38 protein-coding genes are annotated in these 22,766 nt (G+C 37.6%); 5 read left to right on the top strand and 33 right to left on the bottom strand.

The features are described from left to right. The first annotated feature begins 53 nt into the window (after window positions 1-53). Window positions 54-818 (top strand): polysaccharide deacetylase family sporulation protein PdaB, encoded by a 765-nt coding sequence (pdaB, locus tag BK577_RS12450; RefSeq protein WP_078433129.1) that lies wholly within the window; start codon window positions 54-56, stop codon window positions 816-818. 97 nt (window positions 819-915) lie between these two features. Here the strand turns inward: pdaB and BK577_RS12445 are convergent, their stop codons facing one another. Beyond that, on the bottom strand, window positions 916-1,521 hold the full coding sequence (locus BK577_RS12445; RefSeq protein ID WP_078433560.1) for a KinB-signaling pathway activation protein: 606 nt from the start codon (window positions 1,519-1,521) through the stop codon (window positions 916-918). A 147-nt stretch (window positions 1,522-1,668) separates the two neighbouring features. Here BK577_RS12445 and gerD point away from each other — a divergent pair, with 147 nt between their 5' ends. Next, on the top strand, window positions 1,669-2,301 hold the full coding sequence (gerD, locus tag BK577_RS12440; RefSeq protein ID WP_078433128.1) for a spore germination lipoprotein GerD: 633 nt from the start codon (window positions 1,669-1,671) through the stop codon (window positions 2,299-2,301). A 43-nt stretch (window positions 2,302-2,344) separates the two neighbouring features. Here the strand turns inward: gerD and BK577_RS12435 are convergent, their stop codons facing one another. The 3 genes from BK577_RS12435 to BK577_RS12425 form a co-directional block, all read right to left on the bottom strand. Then, window positions 2,345-3,406, bottom strand: coding sequence for an Mrp/NBP35 family ATP-binding protein (locus BK577_RS12435; protein WP_078433127.1), 1,062 nt, complete (start codon window positions 3,404-3,406; stop codon window positions 2,345-2,347). A gap of 78 nt (window positions 3,407-3,484) precedes the next feature. Further along, on the bottom strand, window positions 3,485-4,198 hold the full coding sequence (gene cwlD / locus BK577_RS12430) for an N-acetylmuramoyl-L-alanine amidase CwlD (RefSeq protein WP_078433126.1): 714 nt from the start codon (window positions 4,196-4,198) through the stop codon (window positions 3,485-3,487). An 83-nt stretch (window positions 4,199-4,281) separates the two neighbouring features. Further along, window positions 4,282-4,719, bottom strand: a complete 438-nt coding sequence (locus tag BK577_RS12425) for a DUF2521 family protein (RefSeq protein WP_078433125.1) — start codon at window positions 4,717-4,719, stop codon at window positions 4,282-4,284. Between the two features lie 214 nt (window positions 4,720-4,933). Here BK577_RS12425 and BK577_RS12420 point away from each other — a divergent pair, with 214 nt between their 5' ends. The 3 genes from BK577_RS12420 to BK577_RS12410 all read left to right on the top strand — a co-directional run bounded on the left by BK577_RS12420 (window position 4,934) and on the right by BK577_RS12410 (window position 6,013). After that, the gene (locus BK577_RS12420) at window positions 4,934-5,272 is read left to right on the top strand and encodes a hypothetical protein (protein ID WP_078433124.1); all 339 of its coding nucleotides are present in this window, start codon (window positions 4,934-4,936) and stop codon (window positions 5,270-5,272) included. Between the two features lie 85 nt (window positions 5,273-5,357). Next, window positions 5,358-5,660 (top strand): DUF5634 family protein, encoded by a 303-nt coding sequence (locus tag BK577_RS12415; RefSeq protein WP_078433123.1) that lies wholly within the window; start codon window positions 5,358-5,360, stop codon window positions 5,658-5,660. 50 nt (window positions 5,661-5,710) lie between these two features. Next, a complete protein-coding gene (locus BK577_RS12410) occupies window positions 5,711-6,013 on the top strand; it encodes a hypothetical protein (RefSeq protein WP_078433122.1) in 303 nt (100 codons plus the stop codon). A gap of 53 nt (window positions 6,014-6,066) precedes the next feature. Here BK577_RS12410 and asnA read toward each other — a convergent pair whose 3' ends face one another. The 29 genes from asnA to rplP all read right to left on the bottom strand — a co-directional run bounded on the left by asnA (window position 6,067) and on the right by rplP (window position 22,766). Beyond that, on the bottom strand, window positions 6,067-7,080 hold the full coding sequence (asnA, locus tag BK577_RS12405) for an aspartate--ammonia ligase (RefSeq protein WP_078433121.1): 1,014 nt from the start codon (window positions 7,078-7,080) through the stop codon (window positions 6,067-6,069). A gap of 216 nt (window positions 7,081-7,296) precedes the next feature. Next, the gene (rpsI, locus tag BK577_RS12400; protein WP_078433120.1) at window positions 7,297-7,689 is read right to left on the bottom strand and encodes a 30S ribosomal protein S9; all 393 of its coding nucleotides are present in this window, start codon (window positions 7,687-7,689) and stop codon (window positions 7,297-7,299) included. Window positions 7,690-7,710: 21 nt separating this feature from the next. Continuing rightward, window positions 7,711-8,148: a 50S ribosomal protein L13 gene (gene rplM, locus BK577_RS12395; protein ID WP_078433119.1), complete on the bottom strand. Its 438-nt coding sequence runs from the start codon at window positions 8,146-8,148 to the stop codon at window positions 7,711-7,713. A gap of 153 nt (window positions 8,149-8,301) precedes the next feature. Beyond that, on the bottom strand, window positions 8,302-9,042 hold the full coding sequence (truA, locus tag BK577_RS12390) for a tRNA pseudouridine(38-40) synthase TruA (RefSeq protein WP_078433118.1): 741 nt from the start codon (window positions 9,040-9,042) through the stop codon (window positions 8,302-8,304). A 10-nt stretch (window positions 9,043-9,052) separates the two neighbouring features. Continuing rightward, window positions 9,053-9,850 (bottom strand): energy-coupling factor transporter transmembrane component T family protein, encoded by a 798-nt coding sequence (locus BK577_RS12385; protein WP_078433117.1) that lies wholly within the window; start codon window positions 9,848-9,850, stop codon window positions 9,053-9,055. Continuing rightward, complete coding sequence (locus BK577_RS12380) at window positions 9,847-10,713, bottom strand: energy-coupling factor ABC transporter ATP-binding protein (RefSeq protein ID WP_078433116.1); 867 nt, start codon at window positions 10,711-10,713, stop codon at window positions 9,847-9,849. The genes BK577_RS12385 and BK577_RS12380 overlap by 4 nt, the downstream gene beginning before the upstream one ends. Further along, window positions 10,689-11,528: an energy-coupling factor ABC transporter ATP-binding protein gene (locus BK577_RS12375; RefSeq protein ID WP_078433115.1), complete on the bottom strand. Its 840-nt coding sequence runs from the start codon at window positions 11,526-11,528 to the stop codon at window positions 10,689-10,691. Before BK577_RS12375 ends, BK577_RS12380 begins: the two co-directional genes overlap by 25 nt. A 373-nt stretch (window positions 11,529-11,901) precedes the next feature. After that, window positions 11,902-12,297, bottom strand: a complete 396-nt coding sequence (gene rplQ, locus BK577_RS12370) for a 50S ribosomal protein L17 (RefSeq protein ID WP_026561245.1) — start codon at window positions 12,295-12,297, stop codon at window positions 11,902-11,904. Window positions 12,298-12,407: 110 nt separating this feature from the next. Then, window positions 12,408-13,352: a DNA-directed RNA polymerase subunit alpha gene (locus BK577_RS12365; protein ID WP_026561244.1), complete on the bottom strand. Its 945-nt coding sequence runs from the start codon at window positions 13,350-13,352 to the stop codon at window positions 12,408-12,410. A gap of 180 nt (window positions 13,353-13,532) precedes the next feature. Beyond that, window positions 13,533-13,922, bottom strand: coding sequence for a 30S ribosomal protein S11 (gene rpsK, locus BK577_RS12360; RefSeq protein ID WP_078433114.1), 390 nt, complete (start codon window positions 13,920-13,922; stop codon window positions 13,533-13,535). Between the two features lie 22 nt (window positions 13,923-13,944). Then, complete coding sequence (gene rpsM, locus BK577_RS12355; RefSeq protein WP_026561242.1) at window positions 13,945-14,310, bottom strand: 30S ribosomal protein S13; 366 nt, start codon at window positions 14,308-14,310, stop codon at window positions 13,945-13,947. A 22-nt stretch (window positions 14,311-14,332) separates the two neighbouring features. Then, window positions 14,333-14,446, bottom strand: coding sequence for a 50S ribosomal protein L36 (gene rpmJ, locus BK577_RS12350; RefSeq protein ID WP_003156543.1), 114 nt, complete (start codon window positions 14,444-14,446; stop codon window positions 14,333-14,335). A 36-nt stretch (window positions 14,447-14,482) separates the two neighbouring features. Beyond that, the gene (infA, locus tag BK577_RS12345; protein ID WP_003348578.1) at window positions 14,483-14,701 is read right to left on the bottom strand and encodes a translation initiation factor IF-1; all 219 of its coding nucleotides are present in this window, start codon (window positions 14,699-14,701) and stop codon (window positions 14,483-14,485) included. Window positions 14,702-14,989: 288 nt separating this feature from the next. Continuing rightward, entirely contained in the window at window positions 14,990-15,736 is a 747-nt protein-coding gene (map, locus tag BK577_RS12340) for a type I methionyl aminopeptidase (RefSeq protein ID WP_078433113.1), read from the bottom strand. Further along, window positions 15,733-16,386 carry an adenylate kinase gene (locus BK577_RS12335; RefSeq protein WP_078433112.1) on the bottom strand — a complete coding sequence of 218 codons (654 nt, stop codon included), beginning with the start codon at window positions 16,384-16,386 and terminating at the stop codon, window positions 15,733-15,735. Before BK577_RS12335 ends, map begins: the two co-directional genes overlap by 4 nt. Window positions 16,387-16,444: 58 nt before the next feature. Further along, window positions 16,445-17,737, bottom strand: coding sequence for a preprotein translocase subunit SecY (gene secY / locus BK577_RS12330; RefSeq protein ID WP_078433111.1), 1,293 nt, complete (start codon window positions 17,735-17,737; stop codon window positions 16,445-16,447). Then, window positions 17,737-18,177 carry a 50S ribosomal protein L15 gene (gene rplO, locus BK577_RS12325; protein ID WP_078433110.1) on the bottom strand — a complete coding sequence of 147 codons (441 nt, stop codon included), beginning with the start codon at window positions 18,175-18,177 and terminating at the stop codon, window positions 17,737-17,739. Before rplO ends, secY begins: the two co-directional genes overlap by 1 nt. Before the next feature lie 31 nt (window positions 18,178-18,208). Then, window positions 18,209-18,391, bottom strand: a complete 183-nt coding sequence (rpmD, locus tag BK577_RS12320; RefSeq protein ID WP_026561237.1) for a 50S ribosomal protein L30 — start codon at window positions 18,389-18,391, stop codon at window positions 18,209-18,211. A 12-nt stretch (window positions 18,392-18,403) separates the two neighbouring features. Continuing rightward, window positions 18,404-18,904 carry a 30S ribosomal protein S5 gene (rpsE, locus tag BK577_RS12315; RefSeq protein ID WP_078433109.1) on the bottom strand — a complete coding sequence of 167 codons (501 nt, stop codon included), beginning with the start codon at window positions 18,902-18,904 and terminating at the stop codon, window positions 18,404-18,406. 23 nt (window positions 18,905-18,927) lie between these two features. After that, a complete protein-coding gene (rplR, locus tag BK577_RS12310; RefSeq protein WP_026561235.1) occupies window positions 18,928-19,290 on the bottom strand; it encodes a 50S ribosomal protein L18 in 363 nt (120 codons plus the stop codon). 33 nt (window positions 19,291-19,323) lie between these two features. Beyond that, window positions 19,324-19,863 (bottom strand): 50S ribosomal protein L6, encoded by a 540-nt coding sequence (gene rplF / locus BK577_RS12305; protein ID WP_078433108.1) that lies wholly within the window; start codon window positions 19,861-19,863, stop codon window positions 19,324-19,326. 30 nt (window positions 19,864-19,893) lie between these two features. Then, the gene (rpsH, locus tag BK577_RS12300) at window positions 19,894-20,292 is read right to left on the bottom strand and encodes a 30S ribosomal protein S8 (protein WP_026561233.1); all 399 of its coding nucleotides are present in this window, start codon (window positions 20,290-20,292) and stop codon (window positions 19,894-19,896) included. Between the two features lie 31 nt (window positions 20,293-20,323). Continuing rightward, window positions 20,324-20,509 (bottom strand): type Z 30S ribosomal protein S14, encoded by a 186-nt coding sequence (locus BK577_RS12295; protein ID WP_069716795.1) that lies wholly within the window; start codon window positions 20,507-20,509, stop codon window positions 20,324-20,326. A 24-nt stretch (window positions 20,510-20,533) separates the two neighbouring features. Continuing rightward, the gene (gene rplE, locus BK577_RS12290; protein ID WP_078433107.1) at window positions 20,534-21,073 is read right to left on the bottom strand and encodes a 50S ribosomal protein L5; all 540 of its coding nucleotides are present in this window, start codon (window positions 21,071-21,073) and stop codon (window positions 20,534-20,536) included. Between the two features lie 24 nt (window positions 21,074-21,097). Continuing rightward, window positions 21,098-21,409 carry a 50S ribosomal protein L24 gene (gene rplX / locus BK577_RS12285; RefSeq protein ID WP_078433106.1) on the bottom strand — a complete coding sequence of 104 codons (312 nt, stop codon included), beginning with the start codon at window positions 21,407-21,409 and terminating at the stop codon, window positions 21,098-21,100. Window positions 21,410-21,446: 37 nt separating this feature from the next. Further along, a complete protein-coding gene (rplN, locus tag BK577_RS12280) occupies window positions 21,447-21,815 on the bottom strand; it encodes a 50S ribosomal protein L14 (protein WP_026561230.1) in 369 nt (122 codons plus the stop codon). Between the two features lie 39 nt (window positions 21,816-21,854). Then, window positions 21,855-22,118, bottom strand: a complete 264-nt coding sequence (gene rpsQ / locus BK577_RS12275; protein WP_026561229.1) for a 30S ribosomal protein S17 — start codon at window positions 22,116-22,118, stop codon at window positions 21,855-21,857. A gap of 20 nt (window positions 22,119-22,138) precedes the next feature. Next, window positions 22,139-22,342, bottom strand: coding sequence for a 50S ribosomal protein L29 (gene rpmC, locus BK577_RS12270; protein ID WP_078433105.1), 204 nt, complete (start codon window positions 22,340-22,342; stop codon window positions 22,139-22,141). Next, window positions 22,332-22,766, bottom strand: a complete 435-nt coding sequence (rplP, locus tag BK577_RS12265; protein ID WP_026561227.1) for a 50S ribosomal protein L16 — start codon at window positions 22,764-22,766, stop codon at window positions 22,332-22,334. The genes rpmC and rplP overlap by 11 nt, the downstream gene beginning before the upstream one ends.

The following is a 22,766-nucleotide window of genomic DNA, read 5'->3' as shown; positions in this document are numbered from 1 at the left end:
GAAGTCCAAGCATAGACTTGTCTCAAGAGTATGCTGTTTTAAGGGGGATCGTAATGAATCAATTTCATGTCATTCATATGAAGAAAATTAAACAACTTGCACTCATTATGCTAGCTGCTTTTTTTACAGCAGGTATCTTATTTGTGGAGAACACTTTGAACTATCCTGTGTTTTCAACATCTGAGGGGCCGAAAGCAGTCTATAGAGGAGAAACGAAGAATAAAGAAATTGCATTAACTTTTGATATTAGTTGGGGAGATGCAAAAGCTGCAACTGTTTTGGACACATTAAAAAAGCAAAACATAAACAATGCTACATTCTTTTTATCTGCTTCTTGGGCTGAAAGACATCCGGATGTTGTAAAACGGATCCAAGAAGATGGTCATCAAATTGGAAGCATGGGATACAATTATGAAGATTATCGAGATTTAGAACCGAACGAAGTTAGAAAAGACCTTGCACTGGCCAAGGAAGTTTTTACACAATTAGGTATGAAGGACATCACTTTACTCCGACCACCTAGTGGAGGATTTAATAAAGATGTACTCAAGATTGCAGACCAACAAGGGTTGACTATTGTTCATTACAGCGTAGACTCTGACGATTGGCAAAATCCCGGGGTAGAAGAAATAATAAAAAATACGACATCTACTATTAAAGGTGGAGACATCGTTCTCCTACATGCATCAGACTCTGCAAAACAAACAGCTCAAGCATTACCAACAATTATTAAAGAAATTAGAAGTAAAGGGCTTCAAAATGTGACAGTCGATGAACTTATTGCAAATGCTGAAACAAAGTCTTCTGAAGTGAAATAAAATAGCATATGACAGATAGCAATAGACAGCCGATGCTATATGGAACTAACTCTTAAAACTTAAACTTCCTTACCTGTAAAAAAGAGCAGCATTAGCGCTAGCTCTTTTTTGTCTGAGTAAATCTTGGCAGCATGATTAATTGATAGGCATTACATACTTGCAAAGGAATCAGCATTAACAATAACCAGTCTTCCTGATTAACCCGCAGAGCAGGGAACCATTCAATAACTGTGACAACAATCATAAAGAATAGAGCTGGAATAAATGCCCCTTTATTTGTATCTTTTCTTTTAATAAATGCCACAATCAATCCAACTATAAGCACATAAAGGGCCAAGAGTATGTACGAAATAAAGGTGTCTCCTTCATTAGCGAATAATTGAAAGCGGAAATAGGCCAAATCAAATAGGACGAAGAGGATAAGGATGATTTGAGCAAAATTCCATAGCGAAGCTGACTTAAATATCCCAAGTCCAAATCGATGAACTGTTAAGTAAGCAAAAAAGCCCATCTGACTAATAACACTAAATATAAGTCCTACACCAAATAGCCAAAATAAAACTGAGAGAATCTCAATGATTTCAAAGTTCAAAAATAAATCTTTATAATCTGCCCACTTAAGAAGAAACCCAATTACACCTGTTGTTAATCCTCCAACAAGCAGCGTGCTTAAAAACAACCGTACCCAATTTCTACTGTTCACGTTTACATCCTCCATCACATTACTCCTTTTTGATTTTACCAATCCTTTTAAAAAAAAGCCATATGAATGCTATTTTCCTCGTATAAATTCTCTTTTCTAAATCAAAATATAACTAGTAAGTAAATATTGAAAGGAGCTAGGATTACCATGAAGAGATGCTCGCTCCTCATGACTCTCATTGTTTGTATTTTGGCATTATCCGCCTGTGCTCCAAGGGAAGAATCCGGAACACAAATGGACTATGAAGAAACAAAGAAAATGGTTGTCGATATACTTAAAACAGATGATGGTAAAAAAGCATTACAGGAAGTAATGAAAGACGAAGAAATGAAGCAAGTCCTAATCATGGATCAAAATGTCGTCAAAGAAACAATTGAAACAACGATGACCTCAGATAAGGGTGCAGAATTTTGGAAGAAGGTTTTCGAGGATCCTAAGTTTGTCGAAAGTTTCGCAACAAGCATTAAAGATGAACATGAAAAAGTAATTAAAGGATTAATGACTGATCCTGAGTATCAAAAGATGCTAATAGATGTGTTGAAAGACCCTGAAATGGAAAAAAGTATGCTCGAGGCTGCAAAAAGTCAGGAATTCAGAAAACATTTACAAGATATTGTAATGGAGACATTATCAAGTCCACTTTACAAAGTGAAAATCCAGGAGACTCTTTTAAAAGCAGCAGAAGAAGCTGGTCAACAATCAGGTGGCAGCCAACAAGGCCAAGAACAAGAACAAGGCAGTGGGGGCGGTCAAGAACAGGGTGCAGGTGGGGGAAGTTAACACCTGCATCCTTGCAAAATATAAAAAGCGCCTTGGGCGCTTTTTATGCTTTTACAGATAATAACTTTGTTACTTCCTGTCCGATATCCGTATAGATTCTTCCAATTGGATGATCTGCAGCATATACAGAAGGTGCAAAATCATCATCATTCCAATCAGGCTGTTGCAAAGGAATTTTCCCTAGTAAAGGTACTCTTAGTTCTTCAGCTAGCTTTTCTCCGCCGCCTCGACCAAATACATATTCCTTCTCCCCGGTTTTTGCACTTTCAAAATATGCCATGTTTTCTACAACTCCAATAATTTCATGGTCTGTTTGAAGTGCCATAGCCCCAGCTCTTGCCGCTACAAAAGCAGCTGTTGGGTGTGGCGTGGAGACAATAATCTCTTTACAAGCAGGCAGCATAGAGTGTACATCTAAAGCAACATCACCCGTTCCTGGAGGTAAATCTAAAAGTAGATAGTCAAGGTCTCCCCATTCGACTTCGGTAAAGAAGTTATTTAACATCTTCCCTAACATTGGACCTCTCCAAATGACTGGTGCATTATCTTCAACAAAGAACCCCATTGATATTACTTTGACGCCAAAACGTTCAACTGGAATGATTTTTTCTCCTATTACTTCTGGACGTTTCGTGATCCCCATCATATCAGGCACACTAAATCCGTATATATCTGCATCAATCAGACCAACTTTTTTACCTAGGCGTGCTAAAGCTACAGCTAGATTTACAGATACTGTTGATTTACCAACGCCACCTTTTCCACTGGCAATTGCAACAAACGTTGTTTTGTTCCCAGGTGATAATAAGGAATTTGATTCACCTTCGTTTGTATCTTGATAGGATGCAATTGTCTCCTGCGGCAGCTCCTGAAAGCGGAGGCCCACTGATTCAGCACCTTCTTCTTTTACTAATGAAACGATATGCTGTTGTAACTGTAGTTGTTCTGGTGTATTTATTTTTGAGATACTTATTCTTAAACTAACATGTTTTTTCTCTTGCTTAATTTTAATTTCTTCTATAGCATGTAACTCTTCTAATGATATATGTAAGAAAGGATCTTTGAGTTGTCCAATTACTGTGCGTAGTGCTTCTTCTTGTAGCATACTATTCCACCCTTATCATGAATTCGTTTCCATTAGTATACCATATCTTAACTTGAAGATAGAATATCAGTAATTACTTCACTCAGGTGGATTTTTCTCATTTGAAAAATATCTTAAAACTCCATTATAGATGGATGCAGCAACCTTCTCTTGATATACCTTTGTAGAAAGCAGCTCTTCTTCATTTGGATTAGACAAAAAGCCAACTTCAACTAAAGCGCCTGGCTTTTCAACATTTTTAAGCAGGTAAACACCATCTATAGGTTTTGCAACTCTGGTTGTATTCTCAAGATTTCTTCTTAGCTCATCTTGAATAAATTTTGCAACATGTTCATTTTCAATATATCTCCCGCTATAGAACGTTTGTGCCCCACTCCATCTTGATGAAGGAATAGCATTAAGGTGGATACTTAAGAATAAATCAGCCTCAGACTCATTAATGATATTCACCCGCTTTTTTAAATCTTCTCCTTTTCGTCTGCTGTATCCTTTTGTATCCTCATCTGCAAGATCTACATCCTCTTCTCGAGTTAGTAACACAAGTGCCCCTTGCTCTTGAAGATAATCTCTTATGATTAACGAAATACTTAATGAGATATCCTTTTCTAAAGAATTATTACCAACAGCCCCACCATCCGGGCCTCCATGACCTGGATCGATGTATATAACTTTCCCTGTTAATGGTAAGTTCCAAGAATCCCATGAATTATTGTTCGTAAATTGCCATTGAAATAAAATTAATAACACAATAAAGCCACTTATAAAAGCCACCCATTTTATTTTCTTCTTCATCTCATTCCCTCCTGCTCGTCCTCAGGTTAAATATATGGGACAACCGGAAGGAATATGATAAAGTTCCATGGGTTTTCAATACTTTAATGAAGTCTCAATTTATATCGTTTCTCACCCTTTGTATAGCCCTGTTCCCACCATGAATGGATAAAATACTCACACGCTATAAAAAGTTCTTCAATGGACAATTCGCCTTCTTTAATTTTTCCCCAATTCATTAAATAGTCAAAAAAATCATCAATTAACCTTTTTTCTTCAAACTGACAGCGTTTATTTGCAGACTGCATCGATTCTCCATAATAACCAAAGCGACTATATTTTGCACCTAACAAAAATGCTTCTATCGCAAAGTCAATACATCCGTCTTCGATTATCGTCTTTTTAAACTTTCCTTCAAAGCTTCTAAAACAATGATCAATTTTGGCCTTAATTTCTGTTAAATTTAATTCTTTGAGCATCTTTCTTTCATATTTTAATTCTTTTTGATGTCTCTTTTGCTTTAAAGAAATGATCTCAGTCAATGTCAATACCTCCCTTTCTATCTATTGTTTATCAGACCTTTTTTATCATTCGTTAAATGTCTTCCAATTTCATCTAGATAAGGAAGGGTTGGTCTAGTTGAGAAATAAAAACATTTCCCAAGAAATGAAAAATCACTTTCCAAAAAATGAAACATAATAAAAAGCACCTTTAGAATAAAAATTAAACACACATTATTTTTAGGAGCGGATATTGATGATAGAAACAAAACTTCAAACTTTTTTACCTGCTATACAATCACTTGATATAACAAAACCATTGACAAAACAAGATTTATTAACAGATGCATTTTCAATTGCAAGTGAAAATGAATTATCAATGTATTACTCACCACATAATGAATTTATAAATGATCAAGCAAAACTCATCATAGTTGGAATTACTCCAGGCTGGCACCAAATGAAGGTAGCCTTTGAACAAATAAAACAATACTTAGCTTTAAAACAAAATCTTTCGCTCGATCACATATTAGAAGAAACAAAAAAGGCTGCGAGTTTTTCAGGAACAATGAGGAAAAATTTGATTGATATTTAACGAGATGCTTTTTCTTTCTTTTTATGATGAAAAAGCAACTTGATAGGCATATTAAGAATAAACAATGGAAAGGACGTTATAAAAAATGAAATTTAGTAATCGTGATGAAGTAATAAATGATCTTCAAAAGGCTTTTCAACCATTAATAAGTAAATATGATATTGAAGATATCGGTGTTTTTGAAGAGCAAGGACAAAAGGATCAATATCATATGGGGTATACAATAAGAAAAGATGGAAAAACCTTTATGGTACATACCCCATACTTAAAAAATGAAAGTGGTCAGCTGTCAGCTGCTAATAATGAATGGACAGTTGAAACAGATGAGCCTAACTCAAAAGATATGAATGGGTATGAAGGATTGGATGAAGCTTTGCGTTCACTTTAGAATTGGACAAATTAAGATGATGACACACTACTTAAAAGGAGTAATTAATCTTGAGAAACAAAGATGAATTTTATACTGATTTTTCAAACGTTGAGACACAAAGAACCTTTTTAACTGCAGAGGAGTATCCGGAAGGTCCTTTCGGATCACCTGAGGGAAAAACAGAACCTGTAAAGAATAAGGAAACTCCATGGAAACATGGACAACAATTCTATAGCAATTTTGTGTATGAAGATCGCAATTTCCATGAAGACTTACCTAGACAGGATCCTGGAGCACATCCAACTCACGATGAAAAAAGCAAAGAAACAGAGGAACCGTATAATGAAGCAAATAGTGGTAGAAAAAATTAAAAAGGACATCTCTTCCTGATGTCTTTTTTACATACTAAAATATCAACTTTTATTCATAGCAAAGATATATTTCTTTCTATACATTCTTTGATTATTTCTTCACTCCATACCGATGCTTGAACCTCCCCAATATGTGCCTTTTTTAAAAGGAACATACACAACCGTGACTGTCCGATTCCTCCACCAATTGTAAAAGGAAGTTTATCATTCAGAATCGCTTGATGATATTCAAGTGTTTTACGTTCTTCACAATTTGAAGCTCTTAATTGTTTCAAAAGTGCTTTTCGATCAACTCTAATACCCATTGATGATACCTCAAATGCACACTTTAATATAGGATTCCAAAGGATGATATCCCCATTTAATGTCCAGTCATCATAATCTGGAGATCGTCCATCATGCTTTTCACCAGATGGCAGAGTTCCTCCAATTCCCATAATAAATACAGCACCTTGTTCTTTAGCAATTTCATTTTCTCTTTCTTTTGGTGATAGATGAGGGTAATGGTGTTCGAGCTCCTGTGTAGTAATAAATACAATTTCGTTAGGAAGCGTTGGTTGAAGTTCCGAATATTGTTCATACATATAAAGTTCTGTTTGTTTAATGGCACGGTAAATTTTGTTTACTTCTTGTTTTAGCATTTCCTCATTGCGTTCCTCCTGGCTAATTGCCTTCTCCCAATCCCATTGATCTACATACAAGGAATGCAGATGATCCAACCGTTCATCTCTTCTTATTGCATTCATATTTGTATATAGACCCTCACCTACCTTGAAGCCATATCGTCCAATCGCAACTCTTTTCCACTTGGCCAATGATTGGACAATTTCTATCCTACTTTTTCCAACATCTGCTGCATCGAAAGATACAATCCGCTCTACGCCATTTAAATTATCATTTATTCCACGGCCTTCTACTACCACTAGCGGAGCTGAAATCATAATTAAATTTAGCGATTCTGATAAATACATCTCAAAATAATTTTTTAACTTTTTTATAGCCTTTTCCGTTTCAATTAGATTCAGTATCTTTTTATAATCTTTTAGGGAAATAAACGTTTTACTCATTTTAGTTAGAAGCCTCCAGTTACAATGTCTAGGATCTTGACTAATTTAAAGTATGAACGTCACCCATTAAAGTAAACTAAATATTAGCCTAATTTGTTTTTTTAAAAACTCAATTGTAGCTCTATGAAGTTACTGTAAGATTAACTGATGGAGACAATTCTTAATATATAAAAAAGGCCCCAAGCAAATTGCTTGAGAGCCTTTTGTAACGCAAAATTAACGTTTTGAGAACTGAGGTGCACGACGAGCGCCTTTAAGACCGTATTTTTTACGTTCTTTCATACGAGCGTCACGAGTTAATAGACCAGCGCGCTTAAGTGATGCACGGTATTCTGGATCTGCTTCTAATAAAGCACGAGAGATACCATGACGGATAGCGCCTGCTTGACCTGCATATCCACCACCTGAAACATTAACAAGTACATCATAGCTACCTGCAGTTTCAGTTAAGTTTAATGGTTGTTTAATATCTTCAATTAGTGCTGCTGATGGGATATATTCTTTAATATCACGACTATTTACAACAATACGACCTTCGCCTGGTACTAAACGTACACGTGCTACTGAGCTTTTACGACGGCCTGTACCGTAATATTGAACCTGTGCCAAATTAATAACCTCCTCTTATAATTATCCGCGAAGTTCGTAAACTTCTGGTTGTTGTGCTTGGTGTGGATGTTCGCTACCAGCATATACATGTAATTTTTTAGCCATTTGACGACCTAAAGAACCTTTTGGAAGCATACCTTTGATTGCTAATTCAAGCATTTTCTCAGGATAGTTCGTGCGCATTTCTAATGCAGTTCTTGATTTTAATCCGCCAGGGAATTGGCTATGACGGTAATAAATTTTATCAGTTAATTTTTTACCAGTTAATTCGATTTTCTCAGCGTTGATTAGAATTACATGATCTCCAGTGTCAACGTGTGGTGTGTAAGTTGGTTTGTGCTTACCACGTAGAATAGATGCAACTTCACTTGCAAGGCGACCTAAAGTTTTGCCTTCAGCATCTACTACGTACCATTTACGTTCGATATTTGCAGCGTTTGCCATAAACGTTGTACGCATATGTGTTTTCCTCCTAATGATTAAAATAAAGATGGTTCCTATTCTATTTCATAACACGATAAGTTTCCGGGGCTTATTCGTGGGGTTGAAATACATACCATTAGATATGATATACCGTATAGAACCTAATGTCAAGAGAATGTTACACCTGGTTTAGTTGTCATAATAAACTTTCCATAAATATAATCCATGACCCGGTGCTGTTTTACCACTTAGGGATCGATCCTTCCCTTCAAGTATAAAAGGGATTTGATCAGGTGTTTTTTTACCTTGGCCTACTTCTAATAAAGTTCCCGTTAATATTCGCACCATATTATAGAGGAAACCATTCCCTGTAAAACAAAAAGTAAGGTCTGTTCCCTCTTCAATTAAATCTATTGAGTAGATCGTTCTAACCTTGTCCTCTACCTCAGTTTTCGCAACACAAAAACTAGTGAAATCATGTGTACCACAGAGGTGATGACAAGCCTTTTTGATTGATTCTATATCTAAAGCATAAGGAAAATGGTAGGTATAATCTCTTTTAAATACATTGGGTAATTTTTGTGTTGAGATTTTATAACGATATTCCTTTTTTCTAGCATTAAATCGCGAATGAAAGTGATCTGCAACATACTCAGCTTCCAAAATGACAATATCAATTGGTAATAGACTATTCAGGGCATACGGCCACTTTTCAGGAGGAATTGTTAATGTTGTATCAAAGTGAATAACCTGTCCTAGTGCATGTACATTTGCATCAGTCCTACCAGAAGCATGTACTTTCACTGATTGGCCTTTATGAAGCTTCGTAAGAACAGCCTCTATTTCACTTTGTACTGTCCTTTTATTCGGTTGAACTTGATAGCCGCTAAAGTGTGTACCATCATAAGAAACAATACATTTAACCCTCATTCTTTTTCTCCTACGTACGCAAATATAGTAAAGCCAGCCCTAACACGACTAATAAAATAAGAAATAATGTGTCTTTTATACCCCAGTGTAATTGTCTAAGCTTTGTCCTGCCTTCTCCCCCTCTGTAGCCCCGTGCCTCCATAGCTGTAGCTAGCTCTTCTGCACGCTTAAACGCACTGATAAAGAGAGGAACAAGCAATGGTACTATGGCCTTAAATCGATCCTTTATAGGGCCTCCAGTGAAGTCTACGCCTCTAGCCATTTGTGCTTTTAAGATTTTATCTGTTTCTTCCATTAAGGTTGGGATAAATCTTAACGAGATGGACATCATTAAAGCAAGCTCATGTACAGGTAATCTAACTTTTTTCAGAGGTCCTAATAGGCTCTCCATCCCATCCGTAATTTCAATAGGTGTTGTGGTTAACGTTAAGATCGTGGTAATTAATATAAGATAAAAGAAACGAAGAGATATATAAATTCCCTGGATCAATCCCTCTTCATATATTTTCAAAAAACCCAGATCAAGCAAAACATTCCCTTCCTTCGTTACAAACAGATGTAAAAGGAAAGTAAAGAGAATAACCCACAAAACAGGCTTTAGCCCTCTAATTAAAAATTGAATAGGTAACTTTGTCATAAGTATGATCATTAATGTGTAAATACCTAAAAGGATATACGTGAATAAATTATTAGCTAAAAAAACGATAAAGACAAAAGCGAATATCATTAATAACTTCGCTCTGGGATCCATTCTATGAACAGGAGAATCACCTGGTACATATTTCCCGATTATCATACTATTCATCATAGATGATCCTCCTCTTTCATAAGAGCTTTTATTTGCATAACAGCCTCATCTAGAGTAAGTGGGATTTCCTCAAAAGCCAACCCTTTATCCTTTAGTTTTTGTTGAAATTTAACAGTTTCAGGCAAATCCAATCCGTAAGAAGTTACCTTTTCACCTTGGCTAAAGATTTCTCTAGGGGTACCTCGCATAGCAATCGTGCCTTTATGCATGACTATCATTTCATCAGCATATTTTGCAGCATCCTCCATACTATGAGTGACAAGGATAATTGTAAGATTTCTCTCTTCTTTGAGACGATAAAATAAATCCATCATTTCTTTTCGACCTTTAGGATCCAATCCTGCTGTTGGTTCATCCAATACAAGCACTTCAGGACCCATTGCTAAAACACCTGCAATGGCTACTCTTCTCATTTGGCCACCACTTAAGTCAAACGGTGATTTCTGAAGTATTGATTCTGGTAAACCAACAAGTTGTAAAGACTTCCTTGCTCTTTCATATGCATCCTTCTCATTAACACCAAAGTTCATCGGTCCAAACGCAATATCCTTCTCAACCGTTTCTTCAAACAGTTGATGCTCCGGAAATTGAAAGACAATTCCTACTAGTCTTCTCACTTCTTTTAAATTCTTTTGTTTTTTACCTGCCTCAATAACGTGGTCTCCAATTTGAATAGATCCTTCTGTTGGCTTTAACAATCCATTTAAATGTTGAAGTATTGTTGACTTACCAGAACCAGTGTGCCCAATAATAGATACATAAGACTCCTTTTTAACGGATAAATTCACATCATATAACGCTAATTTTTCAAACGGTGTCCGAGCCTGATATCGGTGCTCTACATTTTTAAATGTAATGTCCATAGCTCTTCCACCAACCCTTCTTCAGTTAAATGATGATCCTTGATAGGAATACCGGCTTCTCTTAGTCGTTTGCTTAATTGTAGTGGGAATGGTAAATCCAAACCAATTTTCACCAACTGATCATCTAATTGGAAAATTTCATCAGGAGTACCTTCTGTGAATTTTTTTCCACCATTCATGACAATTATTCTATCAGCCTTTGAGGCCTCTTCTAAATCATGGGTAATCGAGATAACAGTCAAGTCACTTTGTTCTTTCAGCTCACGAACTGTTTGGATAACTTCTCCTCTACCGATAGGATCTAACATTGATGTAGCTTCATCCAGGATAATAATATCAGGCTGAACAGCGATTACACTAGCTATTGCTACACGTTGCTTTTGCCCTCCTGAAAGGTGATGTGGCTCATGTTCTAGAAACTGATCCATTCTTACCTTTTTTGTCGCCCATTCAATTTTATTTACCATTTCATCTCTTTTAACACCATTATTCTCTAAACCGAATGCTACATCATCTTTTACAGTAGTTCCAACAAATTGGTTATCCGGATTCTGAAAGACCATTCCTACGTGTTTACGAACATCCCACACAGTATCTTGCGTTAATTCAATTCCACACACTTGGATTTTTCCAGTGTCAGGTAGATAAAGTCCATTTAAAATTCTTGCTAATGTAGATTTACCTGAACCATTATGTCCAACGATCGCAAGCCATTCTCCCTTTTTAACTTGTATAGAAACATCATCTAATGCAGGAGGAGCTGTTTGATCATAATGAAAAGTAATGTTTTCCACACTGATGATTGTCTCTCTCATTTCTCGTCTCTCCTAATCTTTCTTGCTAATAACTAAAGCGCAAGCGCCTTGAACAGCCTAGGGCAAATAAGGTGCAGATGAATAGAAGACGTTCTTTGTCTTCAATTCATTTGTGGACTAGACCCTAGAGGGGCTAGGCACTGGCAGTCAAAACACGCGACGTCCTGTCGCACTGACTGCACTTTCACATCCTGTGCTTCGGAGCTGGATGTCGTGCGCTTAGCCACAGTTTGAATTTTTATAAATTCCGAAACTATAACTAAAGCACAATCTCCATGATCTGACTCTAATATAAGAATTTCAATCTATATGATCATATAAAAAAAGGGCATTGATCCAGTTATGAAACTGTCACGCCCTTGTGATAAATATATTAAACTAATTCAATGATGACCATTGGAGCACCGTCTCCGCGACGAGGTCCAAGTTTCATAATACGAGTGTAACCACCTTGACGGTCTTCGTAACGTGGAGCGATATCACTGAAAAGTTTTTCTAAAGCATATTTAGGTTTATCCTTAGTTTTACCTTCTTCAGTTGTAACAGATACAACCTCAGCAACTTCGTTACGTACATATGATGCAGCCAAACGACGTGCATGAAGGTCACCGCGCTTACCTAGTGTAATCATCTTTTCAACAGTTGAACGTAATTCTTTCGCACGAGCTTCAGTAGTTTCGATACGCTCACTGATGATTAGATCAGTAGTTAGGTCACGAAGCATAGCTTTACGACCCGCACTAGTACGGCCTAATTTTCTGTATGACATGAGATGTCCCCTCCTTCATTAAATAATGAATGTTATTTCATGGATTTATAGGCTGAAAGCTATTCTCTAATGATAGCATACGAAAACGCTAGTTTATTACAAACTAGTCATCAGTCGTCTTTTCGAAGACCTAAACCTAGTTCTTCTAATTTCGCCTTAACTTCTTCTAAAGATTTACGACCAAGATTACGAACTTTCATCATGTCTTCTTCTGTTTTATGAGCAAGCTCTTGTACGGTATTAATACCGGCACGTTTTAAACAGTTGTAAGAACGAACAGATAGATCTAATTCTTCAATCGTCATCTCTAGAACTTTTTCTTTCTGATCCTCTTCTTTTTCCACCATAATTTCTGCATTCTGAGCTTCATCAGTAAGCCCCACAAAAATATTTAAGTGTTCAGTTAGGATCTTTGAACCAAGAGCAATCGCCTCTTTAGGGCCAGTACTTCCATCTGTCCAAACATCAAGAGTCAGCTTATCATAGTTAGCAACTTGACCAACACGAGTTTTTTCTACTTGGTAGGAAACACGTGAAACCGGCGTAAAGATCGAATCGATCGGAATAACACCAATAGGTTGGTCCTCTCTTTTATTTGAATCAGCTGGAGTGTAACCACGTCCACGCTTAGCTGTAAGCCTCATTCTGAAGCTTGCATCTGAAGCAAGAGTAGCGATATGAAGATCTGGATTCAGAATTTCTACATCACTATCATGAGTAATATCTGATGCAGTAACACTACCTTCGCCTTGAACATCAATTTCTAGCGTCTTTTCTTCATCTGAATAGATTTTAAGAGCAAGCTTTTTAATGTTTAAGATAATCGAAGTAACATCTTCAACAACACCTTCGATCGTTGAAAACTCATGAAGTACGCCATCTATTTGGATCGATGTTACAGCGGCACCAGGGAGTGAGGATAAAAGGATACGACGTAAGGAGTTACCCAAAGTTGTACCATATCCACGCTCAAGTGGCTCGACGACGAATTTACCATACTTGGCATCATCGCTGATTTCAACCGTTTCGATTTTTGGTTTTTCAATTTCTATCATCTATAAACCCTCCTTCAAAACGTCGAAACCCCGGCTAGACAAATCATTAAACTAGCGTCTAACCGAAATTCCCCATTCAAAAGTTCCCGAATGTGCACAACAACAGAGTGAATTCTGCTAGAACTTATATACTGTATCATAACCCATTATTGACAGGGATACAAAATCTATACAGAAAATTTACACACGACGACGTTTTGGTGGACGGCATCCATTATGTGGAACAGGAGTTACGTCTCTAATTGCAGTTACTTCAAGACCTGCAGCTTGTAGTGAACGGATTGCAGCTTCACGTCCTGCACCCGGTCCTTTAACAGTAACTTCTAGAGTTTTTAATCCATGATCCTGTGATGCTTTTGCAGCAGTTTCCGCAGCCATTTGTGCAGCGAAAGGAGTAGATTTACGAGAACCTCTAAAACCTAACGCACCAGCACTTGACCATGAAATTGCATTACCATGAGTGTCAGTAATTGTCACGATCGTGTTATTGAATGTTGAACGGATATGAGCAATTCCACTTTCAATATTCTTTTTCACACGACGTTTACGAGTATTCGTTTTACGTGCCATTATTGGTTAACCTCCTTTTACCTTATTTCTTCTTGTTTGCTACAGTACGACGTGGTCCTTTACGTGTACGAGCATTGTTTTTCGTGTTTTGACCGCGGACTGGTAAGCCACGACGGTGACGGATACCACGGAATGAACCGATTTCGATTAGACGTTTAATATTAAGTGAAACTTCACGACGAAGGTCACCCTCAACCTTTAACTTATCGATTACATCACGGATTTTCCCTAATTCTTCTTCCGTTAAATCACGTACACGTGTATCTTCAGAAACACCAGCTTCAGCTAAAACTTTCTGAGCAGTAGAGCGTCCGATCCCAAAAATATATGTTAAAGAAATCACAACACGTTTGTCGCGAGGAATATCAACACCTGCAATACGAGCCATTATGCTTGCACCTCCTTATAGATTAACCTTGTTTTTGCTTATGTTTAGGATTCTCACAAATAACCATGACTTTGCCTTTTCTGCGAATGACTTTACATTTTTCACAAATCGGTTTAACAGATGGTCTGACCTTCATGATTTTAATACCTCCTTAGTAGTACGGAGTGCTAAATTATTTAAAACGGTACGTAATTCTGCCACGAGTTAAATCATATGGAGATAATTCTACCGTAACTTTGTCTCCTGGTAAAATACGAATGAAATGCATGCGAATCTTTCCGGATACATGCGCTAAAACCGTATGACCGTTCTCTAGTTCTACCTTAAACATTGCATTTGGTAATGTTTCAACAACAGTTCCTTCAACTTCAATTACATCGTCTTTTGCCATTGAACTGTTCTCCCTTCTTCAAATCAGTAACTTGCTCATCGACAAACTTCCATTTGTCATACGACATGTTTCCATTATACTGTCTGAACTTCTGGAGATACGCTAATTAGTAATTCTTGATGATGAACATCCCTTCAATCAGAGAGAGAAACTTTCGCTTTTCTCCGTCAAAAAAACGAATTCCTTTTCAATTGGCGCATATATTATAGCTCATCCAGTCGGTGCTAGACAAGCACATACACACCAGGAATGGAAATCCCGATCTAAAATAAGCAATGTCACCTTCATTTACTCTATTGTCAGAATCTCAAAGCCATCTTCAGTAATGGCAATTGTATGCTCGAAATGGGCACAATACTTACCGTCTACTGTAACAACAGTCCAATCATCTGCCAACGTTTTAACATATCGGGTACCTGCATTAACCATAGGTTCGATCGCTAATACCATACCTGGCTTTAATCTTGGTCCTTTATTAGGTGGACCATAATGTGGAATTTGTGGATCTTCATGTAATTCCTGCCCTACTCCATGACCAACATATTCTCTAACAACCGAAAAACCGTGTTGTTCGACAAAAGTCTGAATTGCATGAGAGATATTGGACAATCGAACTCCAGCTTTTGCTTCCTCCAAGCCATTAAATAGAGATTGTTCTGTTACATCTAACAGTTTTTGGGCTTCATCGGAAATTTTGCCAACAGCGTATGTCCAAGCAGAATCACCATGATATCCATTATATTTCGCACCAATGTCGATACTAATGATATCCCCTTCATTTAATACGCGGTCACCCGGTATCCCGTGAACAAGTTCTTCATTTACTGAAGCACATATACTTCCGCGGAAACCATTATACCCTTTAAAAGAAGGAATTGCATCATTTGCACGAATAAACTTTTCGGCAATTGCATCCAATTCTTTTGTAGTAATACCAGGTTTAACATGTTTTTTTAACTCTTTATGAGTTAAAGCCACAATGCGGCCGGCTTCTCGCATAATATCAAGTTCACGCTGAGTCTTACAAATGATCATGCACCTAGTCCTCCAACCAGCTGATCAACATCATTAAATACCATGTCAATATCCTGCTCACCATCTATGTTTCGTAAATAACCTTTTTCGTTATAGAAGTCTAATAGAGGTTGAGTTTGTTGGAGGTTAACTTCCAAACGATTTGCAACCGTTTCTTCGTTATCATCTGCACGTTGATAGAGCTCTCCACCACATTTATCACACTTGCCTTCATTAGCAGGCGGGTTAAATACTAAATGGTAAGTTGCGCCACACTGTTTACAGATTCGACGACCAGTTAAACGTTCCATTAAGATATCTTTGTTCACTTCAATGTTAATAACGTAATCAATCTGTTTGTTAAGCTCTGATAGAATTCCCTCAAGCGCATCTGCCTGAGCTACTGTTCTAGGAAAACCGTCTAACAAAAAACCTTTTTGGCAATCATTCTTGCCTAATCTCTCGCGAACAATACCAATTGTTACTTCATCTGGTACTAATTCACCCTTGTCGATAAAAGATTTTGCTTGAAGACCTAGTTCTGTTTCTTCTTTCATAGCAGCTCTGAACATATCTCCTGTCGAGATATGAGGGATATTGTATTTTTCTACAATACGTTCAGCTTGAGTACCTTTACCAGCACCTGGAAGACCCATCAATACTAGATTCATTTGTATTCCCCCCTCAGTCTCTATTTAGAGGGAATGGGAAGGATTTCCCATATCCTCATTATTTAATAAAGCCCTTATAATGACGTTTCACTAACTGACTTTCAAGCTGCTTCATCGTCTCTAAGGCAACGCCGACAACGATAAGTAAACTTGTTCCACCAATCTGAGCGGATTGAGGCAGGTCAGCAAATTTTATAAAGAAAACAGGAAGAACAGCTATAGCTGCTAAGAAAAGAGAACCAACAAAAGTTAAACGATATAATACCTTTGTAACATATTCCTGCGTGCTTTTTCCCGGACGGATTCCAGGAATATAACCGCCTTGTTTCTTCAAGTTTTCAGCCATTTGCTCAGGGTTAACTTGAACAAATGTATAAAAGTATGTGAAAGCAAGTATTAAAGCGATGTAGATAATCATACCTATAGGCTGAGTGTAGTCAAAGGTTTTCTGAATCCAATCTGTGACATCGTTTGGACCAAAGAATGCTGCAATTGTTGGTGGTGTAATAATAAAAGACACTGCAAAGATAACAGGGATTACACCGGCAGGATTCACTTTTAAAGGCAGGTGAGTTGTATGTCCTCCACCCATATTTTTATTACTGGATCCTTTTGCATATTGAATTGGTATTTTACGAAGTGCTTGTTGGATAAAGATAACTCCAACCACAACAGCTAAAATTGCTAATAATAGAATGGCAACCGTCACTATTTTAATAAATAATTGGTCACCTGCATCTTCAAATTGTTGTGCATAAATTTGGTTAACAGTTGAGGGAATTCCAGCTGCAATCCCAGCAAAAATGATAATGGAAATCCCATTACCAACACCCTTAGAGGTGATTTGTTCTCCTAACCACATCAAGAATGCTGTACCAGCAGTTAAGACAATCGCAATTAATAAGTATGTTCCTATACCTGGATTTTCAATTAACATCCCACCTGACTGGGTGTTAAATCCATAGGACATACCTAACGCCTGGATGAAACCTAATATTATCGTAAAGTATCTTGTAAATTGAGCAAGCTTACGTCGCCCAACATCACCTTGTTTAGACCATTCAGTAAACTTCGGTACAACATCCATCTGTAAAAGTTGAACGATGATCGAAGCTGTGATGTACGGCATAATTCCCATTGCGAGAATAGAGAAATTAAAAAGTGCACCACCACCGAAGGTATTAAGAATTCCGAATACATTTAGTTCATCCTGAGCTCTTAACACATCAGCATTAACATTTGGCACAGGAATGAACGTTCCAATACGAAATACAACTAACATTAAAAGGGTGAATATGATCTTACTTCTAATATCACCCACGCGCATAAAATTGGAGATTGTTTTAAACATTAGATCACCTCAGCTGTACCGCCAGCAGATTCAATTGCTTCTTTAGCAGAAGCAGAGAACTTGTTAGCTTTTACAGTAAGTTTTTTCTCTAACTGACCGTTACCAAGGATTTTAACACCAGACTTAACATTACTTAGAACACCTGTTTCAAGTAAGAATTCTGGAGTAACCTCTGTGCCATCTTCAAAACGATTTAGGACATCAAGGTTAACAATTGCAAAGTCCTTGCGGTTAATGTTCGTAAATCCACGTTTAGGTAAGCGTTGGAACAAAGGAGTTTGACCACCTTCGAATCCTGGACGAACTCCACCACCAGAACGAGCATTTTGTCCTTTATGACCTTTACCAGCTGTTTTACCGTTACCAGAACCGATACCACGACCAACACGATTACGTGTTTTACGTGAACCTTCTGCTGGTTTCAACTCATGAAGTTTCATCGGGACACCTCCTTATTTATTTATATTTCTATTATTGTTCTTTAACTGTAACTAAGTGAGCAACTTTATTAATCATACCGCGAATCGCAGGATTATCTTCTTGGACTACAGTTTGATGTAACTTTTTAAGACCAAGTGTTTTAACAGTAATACGTTGGTCTTCAGGACGACCAATCACACTGCGAGTGAGGGTAATTTCTAACTTATTCGCCATTGTTTTCCCTCCTTATCCTAACAGTTCTTCTACCGTTTTTCCACGTAACTTCGCAACTTCTTCGGCACTCTTAAGTTCATTTAATCCAGAGATTGTTGCACGAATCATGTTGATTGGAGTGTTTGAACCTAAAGATTTTGAAAGAATATCAGCTACACCAGCTAACTCAAGTACCGCACGAACAGGTCCTCCTGCGATAACTCCAGTACCTTCAGATGCAGGTTTTAAAAGGATGTTACCAGCACCAAACTGTCCGATAATTTGGTGAGGAATCGTTGTACCTACCATAGGTACCTCGATTAAGTTTTTCTTAGCATCCTCAATTGCTTTACGAATCGCTTCTGGTACCTCTTGAGCTTTACCAGTACCGAAACCTACATGACCGTTTTTATCACCTACAACAACAAGTGCTGCAAAGCGGAAACGACGACCACCTTTAACAACTTTAGCAACGCGGTTTACCGTAACTACGCGTTCTTCAAGCTCTAATTTGTTTGGATCAATACGACGCATTCTTTATGTCCCTCCTTTTGCGATTAAAATTCAAGTCCAGCCTCGCGAGCAGCTTCAGCTAGAGCTTTAACACGACCATGGTATAAATAACCCCCGCGATCAAATACAACAGTTTTAACGCCTTTTTCGATAGCACGTTTAGCTACTAATTCTCCAACCTTTTGAGCAGCATCAACATTGCTTTTAGAATCTAAATTAAGATCTTTATCTAAAGTAGATGCACTTACTAAAGTAACAGAATTTGAATCATCAATTACTTGAGCATAAATGTGTTGGTTAGAACGATATACGTTTAGACGAGGACGAACTGCAGTGCCTTCTAATTTAGCACGAACACGAGCATGTCTTTTTTTACGTACAACATTTTTATCAGCTTTAGTAATCATTTAGGTCACTCCTTTCTTATCATCTAGGCGATATTACTTCGCAGTTTTACCTTCTTTACGACGCACATGTTCGCCTTCATAGCGGATACCTTTACCTTTATAAGGCTCTGGTGGACGAACGTCACGAATGTTAGCTGCAATAGCACCAACACGCTCTTTATCAGTTCCTTTTACAAGAACTTTTGTTTGTGATGGTACTTCAATTTCAATACCGGATTCAGGTGTGATTTCAACAGGGTGAGAGTAACCTACGTTTAGGACTAATTTGTTACCTGATTTTGTAGCACGGTAACCGACACCGATAAGTTCTAAACCTCTTTCAAATCCTTTAGAAACACCTTCAACCATGTTACCTAATAGACTACGAGTAGTACCGTGTAATGCACGGTGCTCCTTTACATCTGAAGGGCGAGCAACTGTTAATACATTATCTTCAATAACGATTTTCATATCAGGGCTGAATGTACGAGTTAATTCACCTTTAGGTCCTTTAACCGTTACAGTATTATCCTCAGCGATGTTAATCGTAACACCAGCAGGGATTTCAAGTATTTTCTTACCAATACGAGACATTCATTACACCTCCATTCTTTTTTAAACTTTTTACCAAACGTATGCTAATACTTCTCCACCAGTTTGTTTTGCACGAGCCTCTTTGTCAGTCAAAACACCTTGAGAAGTTGAAACAATCGCAATACCTAATCCGTTAAGTACACGTGGTACTTCTCCAGTTTTAGCATATACACGTAAACCTGGTTTGCTGATTCTTTTAAGACCAGTGATTACACGCTCATTGTTTGCACCGTATTTTAAGAAAATACGAATGATACCTTGTTTGTTATCTTCTACATATTCAACATCACGTACGAAACCTTCACGTTTAAGAATTTCTGCAATTTCCTTCTTGATTGTAGATGCAGGAAACTCAAGTTTTTCGTGACGTACCATATTCGCATTACGAATGCGAGTAAGCATATCTGCAATAGGATCTGTCATAACCATTACTAAATAACCTCCTTCCCGTTTTACGGTTTTACCAGCTAGCTTTTTTCACGCCTGGAATTTGACCTTTATAAGCAAGTTCACGGAAACAAATACGGCAAAGCTTAAATTTGCGTAGTACTGAGTGTGGACGTCCGCAACGTTCGCAGCGAGTGTACTCTTGTACTTTAAACTTTTGCTCGCGTTTTTGCTTAGCAATCATCGATTTTTTAGCCACAATTTCGCCTCCCTTTACTAGCGATTATTTTTGGAACGGCATACCGAACTGTGTTAATAGTTCGCGTGCTTCTTCATCAGTATTCGCAGTAGTTACAATAACGATATCCATACCGCGAACTTTGTTTACTTTATCATAATCAATCTCAGGGAAGATTAATTGCTCTTTCACACCCAGAGTGTAGTTTCCACGACCATCAAAAGATTTCTTTGATACCCCACGGAAGTCACGTACACGTGGTAATGAAACAGAGATTAATTTATCTAAGAATTGGTACATACGCTCACCGCGAAGTGTAACTTTTGCACCGATTGGCATACCTTCACGAAGACGGAAGCCCGCGATTGATTTTTTTGCTTTCGTTACAACTGGTTTTTGACCAGTGAGTTGAGTTAGCTCTTCAACAGCTACATCTAAAGCTTTTGAGTTTGAAACTGCATCACCAACACCCATGTTGATAACGATTTTCTCTAATTTTGGAGCTTGCATTACTGATTTGTATGAGAACTTCTTCATTAATGAAGGAGTGATTTCACTTTGATACTTTTCTTTAAGGCGGTTCATCTATATACCTCCCTTCCTGATTTACTATTTATCTAAAGTTTCACCAGATTTTTTTGCTACACGTACCTTTTTACCGTCTACCACTTTAAAACCAACACGAGTCGGTTCACCAGATTTAGGATCAAGTGGCATAACATTTGATACATGGATAGGTGCCTCTTGGTTTAAGATTCCACCTTGTGGGTTAGCTTGAGATGGCTTAGCGTGTTTTTTCACGATATTAATACCTTCTACAAGTACACGGTCTTTTTTAGGATAAGAAGCAAGAACAACACCTTGTTTACCTTTATCCTTACCAGAGATAACCATTACTTTATCACCTTTTTTAACATGCATCCTCGTTGCACCTCCTTAGTAAGGCAATCGAAATTTATTATAGAACTTCTGGAGCTAAAGAAACGATTTTCATGAAGTTGTTTTCGCGTAGTTCACGAGCAACTGGTCCGAAAATACGAGTACCACGAGGGCCTTTGTCATCACGAATGATAACACATGCATTTTCGTCAAATTTGATGTAAGAACCATCTGAACGACGAGCACCACTCTTCGTACGAACGATTACAGCTTTAACAACATCACCTTTTTTGACAACGCCACCTGGTGTTGCTTGTTTTACCGTACAAACAATTACATCACCGATATTAGCAGTTTTACGACCAGAACCACCTAATACTTTGATTGTTAATACTTCACGAGCACCAGAGTTGTCAGCAACTTTTAAACGAGATTCTTGTTGGATCACTTATGTTACCTCCCTTCGGAATTAACTATCCGAACAATATTAAATAATGATAGCTTCTTGTACAACTTCTACTAAACGGAAACGTTTTGTAGCTGATAATGGACGAGTTTCCATAATCTTTACGATGTCACCTGTTTTAGCTTGGTTGTTTTCATCATGAGCTTTTAATTTCTTAGAGTATTTTACACGTTTACCGTATAGTGGATGTGTTTTGTATGTTTCAACAAGTACTGTGATAGTTTTATCCATTTTGTCAGAAACAACACGACCAGTATACACTTTACGTTGGTTACGTTCACTCATTCTGTAAACCTCCTCTCTTATTAACGATTATTAGCAGCGAGCTCTCTTTCACGGATAACAGTTTTCATACGAGCGATCGATTTACGAACTTCACGGATGCGAGCAGTATTTTCTAATTGTCCTGTCGCTAATTGAAAGCGAAGGTTAAATAACTCTTCTTTAAGAGATTTTACTTTTTGTTCAATTTCAGCAGTGGTTAGGTCACGAATATCATTAGCTTTCATTTGATTCACCACCAATTTCTTCACGTTTTACGAACTTCGTTTTGATCGGTAATTTATGAGAAGCTAAACGTAATGCTTCACGTGCTACTTCTTCAGATACACCTGAGATTTCAAACATTACTTTACCTGGTTTTACAACTGCTACCCAACCTTCTGGAGCACCTTTACCAGATCCCATACGAACCTCTAAAGGTTTAGCTGTATAAGGCTTAGAAGGGAAGATTTTAATCCAAACTTTTCCGCCACGTTTCATGTAACGAGTCATCGCGATACGAGCTGCCTCGATTTGGCGGTTTGTAATCCAAGAAGCTTCTAGAGCTTGAATTCCGAACTCACCGAAATGTACTTCAGTACCGCCTTTAGCACGACCGCGCATTTTCCCACGGTGCTCTCTACGATATTTTACGCGTTTTGGCAATAACAT

It is taken from the genome of Metabacillus halosaccharovorans, assembly GCF_002019635.1.
Taxonomy (GTDB): domain Bacteria; phylum Bacillota; class Bacilli; order Bacillales; family Bacillaceae; genus Metabacillus; species Metabacillus halosaccharovorans.
This window is presented reverse-complemented; position numbering and strand designations above follow the sequence as displayed.